The 13125-nt window shown below is 46.1% G+C and carries 7 protein-coding genes; all 7 read right to left on the minus strand.

Annotated elements, in window-relative coordinates; translation table 11 throughout:
- Positions 1-5 precede the first annotated feature (5 nt).
- Positions 6-1874 (minus strand): FAD-dependent oxidoreductase, encoded by a 1869-nt coding sequence (locus NSB03_RS02640; RefSeq protein WP_135037894.1) that lies wholly within the window; start codon positions 1872-1874, stop codon positions 6-8.
- 22 nt (positions 1875-1896) lie between these two features.
- A complete protein-coding gene (locus NSB03_RS02645) occupies positions 1897-3498 on the minus strand; it encodes a DUF4832 domain-containing protein (protein WP_024986381.1) in 1602 nt (533 codons plus the stop codon).
- Positions 3499-3589: 91 nt separating this feature from the next.
- Positions 3590-5233 (minus strand): SusE domain-containing protein, encoded by a 1644-nt coding sequence (locus tag NSB03_RS02650; protein ID WP_135037891.1) that lies wholly within the window; start codon positions 5231-5233, stop codon positions 3590-3592.
- A gap of 20 nt (positions 5234-5253) precedes the next feature.
- A complete protein-coding gene (locus NSB03_RS02655) occupies positions 5254-6978 on the minus strand; it encodes a RagB/SusD family nutrient uptake outer membrane protein (protein ID WP_024986382.1) in 1725 nt (574 codons plus the stop codon).
- Positions 6979-6995: 17 nt separating this feature from the next.
- Complete coding sequence (locus tag NSB03_RS02660) at positions 6996-10385, minus strand: SusC/RagA family TonB-linked outer membrane protein (protein ID WP_136013572.1); 3390 nt, start codon at positions 10383-10385, stop codon at positions 6996-6998.
- A gap of 56 nt (positions 10386-10441) precedes the next feature.
- Complete coding sequence (locus NSB03_RS02665; RefSeq protein WP_024986383.1) at positions 10442-11992, minus strand: DUF4832 domain-containing protein; 1551 nt, start codon at positions 11990-11992, stop codon at positions 10442-10444.
- 147 nt (positions 11993-12139) lie between these two features.
- On the minus strand, positions 12140-13066 hold the full coding sequence (locus NSB03_RS02670; RefSeq protein ID WP_024986384.1) for a FecR family protein: 927 nt from the start codon (positions 13064-13066) through the stop codon (positions 12140-12142).
- Between the last annotated feature and the right edge of the window lie 59 nt (positions 13067-13125).

Raw genomic sequence — 13125 nt, forward strand, 5'->3', positions numbered from 1 at the left:
TTTGTCTACGGTTTGATGTAAGCTCCCGGAACTTCCAACAATTCGTTGGGTTCGTTGAAGCGTTGGTTATCGGGCACATCACGTTTGCCCAGGCCCGCTTGCATAAGTTGCTTCAGTTCGGGAAGGTGATGATGATAGATGTCGCGTGGCTCTACACGATGCTTGTGGCAGAGTCCGGCTGCCATTCCTACTACTTCACCCATCATGCCGGTAGTACGCATCACACGTACCGTACCCAAAGCTACATGGGTGCAGCTCATATTACGGCCTGCCATAAAGAGATTGTCCACATTGCGAGAATAGAGACAGCGATAAGGAACGGCATAAGGATGAATCCAACGATGCACCGTAGCCGACTTGAATTCATTGCCGGGAAAGCGGACACTGTTCACGCTGTCGGGGAAGTGAAGGTCGATGCTCCAGGTAGTGGTGAACGAAGCATCCTCGTGCGCCACATTCTTGTCTATATCGTCCTGTGACAGTACGTAGTCGCCCAAGAGACGGCGTGATTCACGTTTGCCTGAAACATACCCCACCCAGTCGAGGGAACGATTAGCATACTTCTTATCGCCTGTGTAGTGATTCTTCAGATAACTCCAGTTGGAATATATCACCAAAAGTCCATAGTCGCGTACACGTTCAGCTTCGCTGACTTGATTGCGGTTCATACCTGTTTCCCATTTCCACTCGCCCATAGTTACAGGCTCACAGTTTTCAGCGTCAAAGCGCACGCCATATTCAAAATGAGGGAAGGAAGTTTTCTTCTTCATATCCTTGCTATACCATTGTATAGAGGTCCCCATCACCAATGAGTCGGGTTGTTCGGGAGCAAGGCTCTCGCCATATTCATCGCGGCCTTCACGCCCCATAGCCCAATCGGCGCCGGCCAAATAGCCTATGGTAGCGTCGCCTGTACAGTCGCTAAAGAGAGGAGCGGTAAGTTCGGTTTGTTCGCCCGTCTCGATGTGCTGGATAGTGACTGACGCAATACGGTCTGCTTGCATCTTCACGGCTACCGCACGCTGAGAGGCATAAAGGGTAATGTTCTTTTCGGCATCTATGAAGTCTTCTTTCTTCTGGTCTTCGTAGTAGTCACCCGGTTGTGCATTGCCGGAACGTTCATGACCGAACTCGCGTATCATACGCCCCAATCCCTGATTAGGCCCCATTTCGATGATACCGCCGAGGTGTACACGAATCTCCGACGAGTTATTGCCACCCAATACAGGACGGTCGTTCACTAATGCCACCTTACAGCCTAACCGGGCGGCCGATGCGGCAGCACACATACCGGCTATTCCCCCTCCTACTACCACAAAGTCGTATTGACGAGCGGGCACCGTCTGTTGTTGTCGCAAGCGGTCACGTAGTGCGGCTGTCTCTGCCGTATCCCAGGTAGCGGGTTGCGTATTCGCATCGGTTGTAAGGTAAATGGCATCGCAACGACCATCGAAACCAGTGAGGTCTTTCAGCGCAAGAGTGGTAGTCCCTGCTTTCAATACTGCCTTTCCGGCAAATTGCCATTGCCAGGAATTACCGGTATGTCCTAATGTAGCTTTCAGCAATCTGCCACCTAAAGCTAGGCGGAATTTTCCGGGCCCCTCGGCATCGGTCCAAGGTGAAGTCCAGTTGTAAGTACGGGCATATACGTAGTAAGTGCCCGCTTGGGGAATGTTGATTTCTGCCGTAGCATCCGCCACAGGGATACCCATGCCATGTGCCATGAGATAGGGCGACCCCATCTGATCCATGAACTGCTGGTCGAGCACCCAGCCGCCTCGCCGGCTGAAGCTTTCTGCTTCGATGAGCAGTTCTCCGGCTACAGCCACAAGGCTACAGGCTACGGCTATGCATGTCAGTAAGATTTTTTTCATCACAGCACAGCGTTTTTTTTGATTATTGAATAGTTATATCTCCCACTTTCACCCAACCTTTGGCGGTTTGATACTCATCGCGGGCAGAGAGCAAGATACCGATAGCGTTCTCTTTGGTAGTATCTACCAGTCCCACCGCCCAAGTGTAAGTACCTGCGGCTACATCGGTGAGTTTGATGCTACTCGTATAAGTTTTTGGTTTTCCGCTCATCCAGGTAGCAATGTCCGCTTTCTCTTCTATATAGATGCGGGCAGGCTCTTCGGTGTTCTTATCAAGCAAGGCGATAGCCAGTTTGTATTTGTCACCGTACTGTGGCAGATTGGTAGGGCAGTACCCCCAGCCTAAGTTCGACCAACGGTGAGTCAATGATACGTTGCTACCGCTACGGGCTGTAGTAGGAATAGACAGACGGTCGGGGTAGAGACGGTAACCACCTTCGGATATAAATTCCTTTACCAGGTGGAAAGCGGTGTTAAACCAAGAGTGCGTTTCACCGGTATTCACGTTGGAATCAAAGCGAAGGTCCATCATATTGACATAACCACCCTTAGCTTCATCATATTCCCCCTGGCGCACTTCGGCAAAATTCTTATAACCGTCGCCGGCAATAGAACCACCGTGGGATGATTCCACCCAACCACCTTCCATAGTGATAGGTACGATACCACGATAAGCGGCAGCGATGCCACGCTCCCAATCCTTATAATATTGTTTCATACCAAAAGCATCGTGACGCAGGCAGAAACCTTTGGCTACAGCACGTCTCACCAAATCGGCGGATATACCGGTATCAACATCACCAGATTCTTTGGTAGAAAGCAGACATCGGTGATAGTTTATCATGATAGGCACTTTGGTGAAAAGGCGAGACATTACATCGGTAATCCATTCGAATACAGCTTGTCTGGGGCTCTCATCACCTGTAGAGTATTTCAGTGTGTGAGTTTCCCCCCATTTGCCCAAGCCAAAGCCGCTTACAAATTGAGTGACGTCGGGGTCATTGTATTTGGCAGCGAAAGCGGTGAGGAATGCTTCATACTCTTTCTGAAAGATGGGGTCGTCAGGATAAGGCGTCCATACGTCTACACTACCGGTAGTAGTGGTGAATCCTTCGGCACCGGCTTCTCTCACATACTCGGGACAGGCATTTTCATGCTTGTCGCGACTGTCACACACAAAGGTGAAGGCGAGCTTCAAGTTGCGTTCTTTAGCTCCTTCCACCAACATGCGGAAGCGCTTTGCCGGTTCGGTCTGTAAAGTTTCATCCCATACATATTTACCTCTTTCAGGATTGAAATGACTCCAAAGACCACGTATATAGAGGGTATTACCATAGTCGGATACTTTCACGATACCTTCGGACGACTCGAAATTGTCGTAGAGATTCCAGAAATCCATCATCATGCCACTTCCGATACCGGCATAAATCACCCATCCGCTCATGGGATTACGCAGCAGTTTATAGCGTTCGGGCTTAATGCTGACGGTAGTGTTGCCTTCAATGTTCCAACTATAGTCGGTGGTAAGGTCATCATCGTCTGAACAAGCAGTGCCTATAAGAGCCGTAGCAGCCAGCAGGCACATCGACAAGGTCTTGATGCTGTTTTTTATTATTTTGTTCATAGAATATATGTCGTTAATTGTTATTGTTTAAAAGGTAGAATAAGAAGTGAAGTGATTGAAGCTTCACCCCTTATTCTGTTCAATTTTGGATTTATTTAATATCAAAGAGTACAGTGTTATTCTCTATATCCACTACTACATAGTTACAGCCTTCGGGGATGAGGAAATAAGCGTAGCGGTTATGACTCTGCCCAACTACAGCACCCTCTATCTTACCGGCCTCTACTTCTTTATAACCGTTACGTTTACCCCTTTCAGCATCAGCTGTAGAACCAACAAACCATCCGTTATTGGCATATCGCAGCGTACAGAAGTTTACCCAACCAGCATTCTTCTTTCCATAATCATCTGCTTTTTCAGTCCTAGGCAATACGTCACCTTTATAAACAAAGACTTTCGGATTGGCAAGGCTCTGAATAAGGTCATACTTCACTTGACAGTACTTAAGAGGCTTTCCGGTTTCTTCGTCAGTACCTGCATCGTAAGCAAAACCATTGAAGCCACCATACATGTGCAGTACATTGACATCCTGCTTCCATGGGTTTATCCCCAGTGTTGTATTATTAAACGATACGGTAAGCGGTTTCAAATCAGTAGCAGCCGAATAGATAGCAATGGTCTTTTCCTCCTTATTCAATACAATACGATAAGTCCCGTCAGCCGGAATAGTCCAATACTGCCTGTCTACTTTGCTGATAAGTGCTTGCCCGAACGTTGCCAACTGACCATCTTCGATGTCGTGGTTATCTGCCACTTCCGGCACAATAGCCATCGATTGTTCGCCCTCGAAAGTGAGCGGTATGTAAAGGCTACCGGCTTTCAATTCACCGCGCCAAGCATAAAGTTGATCATTTTCGAGAGTTTGAGCTATCTCAATTTGCTCCTCACCTACAGCAGTACCCGCCAGGAACATTTGCTCAGCCTCAACTACCGCACCGGCTTCTACTATCTTCACAGTCCGTTTGCTCATATTCACAGTGATGCGATACGTAGCCGCTGACGGAATCACCCACGAATTGGCTTCGGCACGGTCGGATATAACACCTGTCATTTCACCGGTGGTTATAGGAGCATCGGCAGTTTCCGGCCCAATGGCATTCAATTCATCGGCATAATCAACAGGGAAGTTTATCTTACCGGCCGCCAAAGCGCCTTCGTAACTATAAATCTTGTTTATCTCGTCTTTCAACGTCAATTTTATATTGTCTTCGCCCACAGCGGAACCTCCCACATAGAGATTATCGGCTTTGTACTGTTTAGGACCATACGTTTTTATCTTTAACGTAGCCGTAGCAATATCAGGTACCATCAGACGGGGACCTTCAAAATTGGCTGTTACAGTAAACAGTACTTCGCCAATAGTACTGGTGGTAAGTCCGAAATGGTCGACCAGTATTTTCTGCATCTCCTCGTTGGTGTACGAGCGAAAGAATTCTCCATCGTCGTCAAACTCCTTGATATTCGTAGCCTCACTACCGATGAGCTGCATCTCATATTTGTAAGTCGTGATATAATCCTCACCAAAATCGTGAGCGGCACTCCACTTCAGAGTGACAGCCGTTTCGTTGGGTTTGCTCTCATCGAGCTTGATATATTCACCCGAAGGAGCCAGTTCAATCTCCGACTGATTGCGTGAGGCAGTATTGTCTATATCCTCTTCGCACGAGGTGGCAAGCATGCTCATCATTCCCACGGCCACCACACCAAGGCTTCTATATAAATGTATTGTTTTCATGTTCGTAATAGTTTATAGGATTAATAACCCGGATTGTTGGGCAATAAGTTGGGACACAATTCCACATCATGTGTAGGCAGCGGCCACAAGTATTCGCGTTCGGGAAAAATGCGCTTGGCGCCCTGCGAACAATAACCGGCATTGAAGAGAGCTGAAAAGTCAGCCAGACCATCTTCGTCGATTTGCGGGGTCATTCCCCAGAACCAAAGGTTCTTGTTCACTACATTGTTCAGCAGTTCCGTAGGATTGATTAGCATGATATAGTTGTAACCGTTCAATGCTTTCCCTGCCAATTTCCAACGCATCAAGTCTTGCAGACGTTGGTTCTCCATGGCAAACTCCATACGGCGTTCTATACGTAGCACACGACGCAACTCCGTCTGGTCGGTAGTAGTAACGGCAGGATAGCTGTCGGTTGCCGTTACATCTACGCCATAGGCACGGGCACGTACCATATTGATGGCTTTCAGCACACTGTCGTCAATCCGGTTCAGTTCTATCATGGCTTCGGCATAAATCAACAGTACATCGGCATAGCGTATTACGATGTAGTCTTGCTCTACCTTTTGGTCTACTGTCCAGGAAGCATCAATACCTTTCTTCCACAACAAGCCCGTATATGAGCTATATTGATTTACGATACGGGTATCTTGATTGCTCTGTGTCTTGCCCGTAGTATAGTTCATCACAGTTTTAGCTGCCGGACTGGGGTCGTACTCGAAGCCACAGTGCTCGGTGTTGAACTCAACAATAGTCATCGCACAGCGCGGGTCGCGGTTCTTAAACGGATTGCGGGGGTCGAACAACTGAGACTCGTCGATAGGCAGTCCGTCGGTACAGAGGTATGAAGCGAAGAGGTCCCATGAAGGATTATATGAACCATATCCTCCGGCATTACGGGGAAGAGCGTTCTTCACAATCCAAGAGTCGAGTATCACACTGTTTTCAATAGAGCGAGGTATCACAAACACCTTCTCATCATTCAGTTTGGTGCTCTGCTTGAAAAGCTTGGCATAATCGGGCTCCAAAGAATAAAGCTTGAGATCCATACAAGCCTTGGCAGCTTGAGCAGCTATTTCATAGTCGCCCATATAGAGGGCAAAACGTGCCTTCATAGCCAGCGCCGCACCTTTGGTGGCATGGATATTCTCACCTTGTCCATAGCTTTCGGGCAAACCGGCTATCGCTTTATCAAAATCAGCATACACCAAAGGTATCACTTCTGCTTTAGGCTTGCGACCACGCCGCAAAGCTTCGGAGATGGTAATAGTCTCCTCTTGATAGGGTACATCACCATAAAAGAAAATCAATTCGGCATATTTACAGGCACGGCAGAAGTAAGCCTCACCGGCATAGCGGTCGTACACTTCCTGAGTCACAGAGCCCTTTGCCTTGTGAATATTCTCAAGCATTGTGTTGGCGCGGGCAATGAGTTTGAATGATTGTTGCCACAAGGCATATACTTCGTACTGCTGACCGTTCATGGTTCCATCAAGTATGGTTCCGCCACTTCCCGGATTACGGTTCGTCTGACGATAGGTAGTGTTATCCGACCACTGTTCGGACGAACTAAGAGGTTCTTGCCAATACCCCAAAATGTAAAAGTCATTGGAAGCCAGTCGTAATTCTGTTTCGGTTGTGTACCATGATTCGGTATTACCTTGTGATCTGGGTACCAGGTCCATACTCTCACAAGCAGCAAGCCCCAGGCACATTCCGGCTAATAATAATATCTTTGTTTTCATATTCTACTCCTATTTATTTAAAAGTTAACTTGCAGACCCATTACTAAAGAAGTGGTAATCGGATAAGCTTTGTAGTTCATTTCAGGATCCCAACCATCGGGGAAATTACTCAAACAGAAAAGGTCACTACCGCTCACATAGAAACGGACACGATTTATGCCTGCCTTTTGCGTCCAAGTTTCAGGCAGGGTATAACCCAATGTGAGGTTTTTCAAACGGAAATATGAACCGTTGAACATCCAAAAGCTAGATGTGGCGTAGTTATTGCTCTTTGATACGTTCGAAAGGCGGGGATATTTGGCCGACAGATTCTCTTCAGCGGTATTGAAGGGACTCCAATAGTTACCTTCGAGAATTGACGGCACGTTACCAAAGTTATCACGCAAAGGTTGCACCATGGCAGTAGAAAGGTACGAATTCTGTTTGCCGATACCTTGGAAAGCAATGCTGAAGTCAATCCCCTTGTAGGAAGCATTGAATGTACCGCCATACTGGAAACGAGGAAGTGAGTTACCCAAGGGGACACGGTCGTACTCGGGGCTGATGATACCATCGGGTACACCATCAGGACCACTGATATCACGATATTTCAAGTCACCCACCGTTACGGTAGTACTTGTACGGGCCGAATTATTCACTTCTTCCTGAGTCTGGTAGATACCGTCGCATACATAACCATAGTATTCATTGAAAAGCACACCGGCACGCTTAATCTTACCACCGCTGATTTGCTCGCCATCATTCATATAGTCAATTTTTGAGAGGAAGTCAGAGAAATTCACATTCACGCCATACTTGAAGTCTCCTATCCGGTCGTTCCATGCCAGTTCAATATCATAACCATGTGTAGACATCTTACCCGCATTTGTACTGGGATTGTTGTATCCCATGAAGTAAGGGATTTCGATATTCAGCAACATATCCTTAGTCTGCTTCCAATAATAGTCAAAGTGGAACTGTAGGCGGTTGTTGAAAAAGTTGGCATCCAAACCGATGTCGGTGCTGGTAGTGGTTTCCCAAGTAATATCTTCTACAGCCAACACAGCAGGGCGGGCTGTCTTATCAGAAACAACACTTCCGTCGGCCATATAGAATAGTGAATTACCAAAACTCATCAAAGCAATGTAGGGGAAATAATTGTCACCGATACGTTCGTTACCCAACATACCCCACGAACCACGCAACTTCAGGAATGAAAGCCAGTCCCAATTGAGGTTCTTCATGAATTTTTCTTCGCTCATTACCCAACCTGCCGAGAATGAAGGGAAGGTACCCCAACGATACCCTTTGGCAAAACGCGAACTACCATCGTGGCGTACATTGGCCTGAAACAGGTAACGATCGGCATATGAATAGATAACACGGCCGAAAACTGAATTGGAAGTATATTCATTGCCTTTACCGCTATTGGTCTGGAAATCTTCCGAACCGATATTGAGGTAAGGATAACCGGTAAGTTCGTATTTATCACGAGCAGCAGTCAGTTCTTCGTCCTTCATGTAGTAGTTCTCAAAACCTGCCATCACTGTAAGATCATGCTTGCCAAAGGTTCCCATATAATTAGCAATAAGCTGGCTGGTTACGTGATAATTATCCTTACGGGTTTCCTCAAGCGAATTGGTAGTCCATGTGCTGCCGGAGTCGAAATAACCGCCAAAAGTTTCAGGGTCGTCGGCGAGGGTATATCCGCATGAGTTTTTAAACGCTTTCTTCTTTTGATAATTGATAAAAGGAGATACGATACCCGAGATGCTTAATCCCTTGATGGGCTTGAAAGTCAGCGAACCTTTACCAGCCACCTGGGTACTGTGAGCCACTGAGTTACCACCGGCTACAAGCAGTCCGTAGGGATTTGCGCCACTCTTACCTGAAGCCAGACGACCATCATCCCAAGTAGCGGGGTAGATAGCAGGCATCTTACGCATGGTATCGAAAGGATCGAAATTCTTAGTACTATTCTTAGCATGACGGATATTCACGTCTATTTGGGCACTGAGTTTGTCGTTGATATTAAAGTCGTTGTTCGAACGAAACATATAACGTTGGAATCCACGACCATCGTAAAGTCCGTCCACCTCGTCATACGAAAGAGTAGCTACCGACTTTACCGCTTTGTTACCGCCCGATACGGAGAGAGTGTGAGTCATACGGGGAGCACTCGACTTCAAAATCAAGTCAGTCCAGTCGGTAATGGGATAGTTGTTGGGATCGGTAGCATTATACTTTACCCAATTCTTTGTCTGGTCGGCCGTATATTCCTGAAAAAAGCCGCCGGTAGGATTATCGTTGTACTTCAACTCGTTACTCATCTCCAAGTAGCGGGTGACTCCTACCATGCTAGGTTGTTTGGTAGGGATTTCCCAACCGAATTCGGCATTGTACTTCAAGTTGATTTTACCGCTATCGTTACCACGCTTGGTAGTAACCAAGATAACACCGGCAGCAGCTTTCGAGCCGTAAATACTGGCAGCCGCAGCATCTTTCAGTACTGAGATACTCTCGACATCGTTAGAGTTCACATAGTCGAGCGAACTTTGTACACCGTCTACAATTATCAACGGACTCGATTCACCCATAGTAGTAATACCACGCACACGGATGGATGCGGCACCTGAACCGGGAGCCGAGTTTTCACGCGTCACCATCACTCCCGAAAGTGATCCTTGCAAAGCATTGGAAAGCATGGCTGTGCGTTTGTTCACCAGTTCTTCTCCTTTCACGGCTGCCACCGCACCGGTAAGGTCTTTCTTCTTCACCGTACCGTAACCGATAACCACTACTTCATTAAGTGCTTTACTGGCTTCTTCCATAACAACAGCATACATATTCTTGCTGTCTATCCGCACGGTTTTGTCATTATAACCGACATAGCTGATGAGCAGTTCGCTACCCTCAGGAACATCCATCTGAAACTTACCGTCAAGGTCGGTAATGGTAGCAGCTTCACTACCTTTCACACGAATTGTAGCACCAATCATCGGAAGATCGGTAGCATCGACTACCTGTCCCGAGATACGCTTCGCTTTTTTCACCTGAGTGGCAGCCCTTTTAGAAGGATTGGCAGTGATAGTCACCTGGCGGTTCTGGATATGATATTTCAAATCAGCAAGCCGGCATACTTCCGCCAAAATAGCATCAATCGATTTTCCTTGCAATTCGATGTTTACTTTGTTGTTGAGACGGTCTTTCACAGGTTGGTCATAGACAAAAACATATTGGCTATGTTTCTCAATGTAGTCGAACACTTGTTTTACTGTCGAATCTTCGGCTTTAAGGATATACATCCCATTTACCTTTTCGAACGAAACAGTCGACGCGCTGGAATAAGCGGGCACAGACAGTAACCCAGCCAGGCAGAAAGCTTTTGCCAAGCTCACCACCGTAGTTGTGATTGTTTTCCGATTCATAATATAAGATTAATAATTAATATTTATTGCATAACGATTTATGAGTAATCTGCCGGTTACTTGTTGATTTTAAGTTTACCGACTTTGCACCATCCCTCAAACAGAAGATTCTTATCGACCGCCATCTTCAAACCCGGCCGGCATGCTTTGGTTGTATCAACCAGACCGATAAGCCAAGTATAGCTTCCCTTTTGAAGACCATCCAAATTGATAGTGGTAGTGTAATGACCATCATGGCCTTGCACCCAAGTTGAGAGGTCGGCCTCATCTACAAGCTGTTTTTTCACAATGTTATGATGAGTATCCATCAAAGCGATGCAGACTTTATATTTTCCTTTCCATTGGGGAATATTGGTAGGACAGTATCCCCAACCCAAATTGCGCCAATTATGTTGCACGCTTACCTGTTCGCCTGAACGGGCTTTATTTGCGAAACTTACCTTAGTAGGATAGAGCCGATATCCTCCCTCACGTTCGAAACGCTTCACCAAATCGAAAGAGGTATTAAACCATGAAGCGACTTCATCACCAATGCGAAAATCCATCATATTGACATGGGCGTTGCGGCTTTCTTCGTACTCGCCCAAGCGTACATCCTCCGAATGACCTTCACGATACTTGCCGCTGGGGTCAATCCAATAACGGTGATGTGCTCCGGTAATCCATCCTCCCTCCATAATGATGGGCAAACGAAAGCGGTAAGCGCGGGCAAAATCTTTTTCCCACTGCTCGTAGTAACCGGTCATCCCAAAAGCATCGTGACGAATGGTGTATCCTTTGGCAATGGCTCTTTCGAGCAACCTCTTACTATCAGGGTGTGGTTCCGCCCAACTGATGGTATCTCCTACCAGACGATGGTAGTTTATCACTAATGGCACACGCTTGAAGGCTTTTGCATAAGCATCGGTGATCCATTCGAATACTTCTTCTTTTTTTGAGTAATCATTATATTTCACACCGTGTGCTTCCCCCCATTTGCCAAGTCCATAGGCATCAATAAAATCCACTTTATCGGGATCGTCAAAAGCAACGGCAAAGGCTTGAAGGAATTTTTCGTATTTCTGTTGGAATACGGCATCGTCGGGATAAGGCGACCATATTTGGGAATTATTAGGATCCTGAAAACCCTTCGCACCGGCTTCCTTTACATAGAGAGGTGTATTCTGTCCCTGGTCGCGACTGTCTACATTGATACGGAAAGCCAAACGCATACCACGTTCGCGCACCGAAGCAAGCAATTTATAGATACGTGAGTCCGGATCGTTCCATACATACTTTCCCTCCTTATTCTCAAGCATATTCCAATTGATGCGAATATAACATGTACCGGCGTAATCGCTCACACGAACAGTGGAATCCCCACCATTTACAGGCATAGCATCATAGCGTTGGGTCTGCCAAAAGTTTTCATCCCATGCACGTCCCAGGTACATCACCCAGCCCGTAAGGGGATTTTTGAGTACAGAGGTAGTATCAGGCTCAAAACATACTGTCTGTTCAGGCGCTTTTAGTCCTTTAGTTACAGATACTTGTGTATGTGCCGAAGACCATCCACAGAATATCAGAGCCGCTATAAAAAGCATAAATGTGCGTGTGTATCTTTTCATATTTTTCACTGGTATTAATGGAGTACAACATTTCCTTTTGAAAAGGGACGTGAATCTCCTATACCTTACTATGAAGGCATTACAAATTGGTTAATAATAAGTTTCTATGTAATTATTTTATTCAGGAATAATCAATAACAAATATAATTACTCCTTCACTAAGTAGATCGTATCACCATGAATTTTCATTCGGGTTTGCGTCATGGTTTCAATGGCTTTCAAGGCTTCACTGACATGATCACCCAGCATTAATTTGCCATAAAGTTTATTAGCTGACATCTTATCATCAAACAGAATAGTCACTCCGTAATAATGACTGAGCCGTTGGGCTACAGACTCTACACTTTCACCGGCAAGGTTTATCATCCCTTGCATCCAGCAAGTATATTCATCGGTATTTACTAACCGTTTCTCAGCAAAACCACCCTCCTGCAAATTTACCAGTTCATTCGGTTTCATGCGCACCCTATCATTGTTGGACGTTTTGAGTTCTACCGAACCTTGTACCAACACAACCTGCGAATCCGAAACATCGTAATTGTTCACATTAAATTTGGTTCCAAGCACCTTCACTCTAAAATTATCAGAATTAACTAAAAAAGGATGCTCCGCATCGTGTGCCACATCGAAGTAGGCCTCACCTTTCACGTATACCTCACGGTACTCGCCATTAAAACGTTTGGGATAGCGGACAACAGTACGCGAATTGGCTATGATTCTGGTACCATCTGCCAACATCAACGTCATCTTTTCGCCAACAGGCACTTCGACCTCTTCATCGTAAACATCAGCCATCATTTCCATAACTTCCGCACGATGCAAACCGTCCGTTGTATTCTCCCCGATTATATATTTAATACCTATTAAAAGAAGCAGCGTCGCAGCCACCGAGCCGACACACATCATAATGCGCCTCTGCCTGGATTTACGCTCTTGTTGGTGCATTTTCAAAAAAGCTCTTTTCTTAATGGCGGAGATATCTATCTCAGCCGGAGTGCTATGTTGTACGAACGACTTCAACTTGATATCATCCGGCAAATCACCATATTTATAATCATTTATATCTTTATCCATCTTCAATTCTTTTTATCCTTTCAATTTCTTTTTCCTGCAAACAATCTTTTCACCTAAAA

The sequence above is a fragment of the Bacteroides acidifaciens genome, assembly GCF_024623065.1.
Taxonomy (GTDB): domain Bacteria; phylum Bacteroidota; class Bacteroidia; order Bacteroidales; family Bacteroidaceae; genus Bacteroides; species Bacteroides acidifaciens.

Coding starts and splice junctions, on each gene's coding strand:
- NSB03_RS02640 (WP_135037894.1), bottom strand. CDS start 1,874: ATGAAAAAAATCTTACTGACATGCATAGCCGTAGCCTGTAGCCTTGTG.
- NSB03_RS02650 (WP_135037891.1), bottom strand. CDS start 5,233: ATGAAAACAATACATTTATATAGAAGCCTTGGTGTGGTGGCCGTGGGA.
- NSB03_RS02670 (WP_024986384.1), bottom strand. CDS start 13,066: ATGGATAAAGATATAAATGATTATAAATATGGTGATTTGCCGGATGAT.
- NSB03_RS02655 (WP_024986382.1), bottom strand. CDS start 6,978: ATGAAAACAAAGATATTATTATTAGCCGGAATGTGCCTGGGGCTTGCT.
- NSB03_RS02660 (WP_136013572.1), bottom strand. CDS start 10,385: ATGAATCGGAAAACAATCACAACTACGGTGGTGAGCTTGGCAAAAGCT.
- NSB03_RS02645 (WP_024986381.1), bottom strand. CDS start 3,498: ATGAACAAAATAATAAAAAACAGCATCAAGACCTTGTCGATGTGCCTG.
- NSB03_RS02665 (WP_024986383.1), bottom strand. CDS start 11,992: ATGAAAAGATACACACGCACATTTATGCTTTTTATAGCGGCTCTGATA.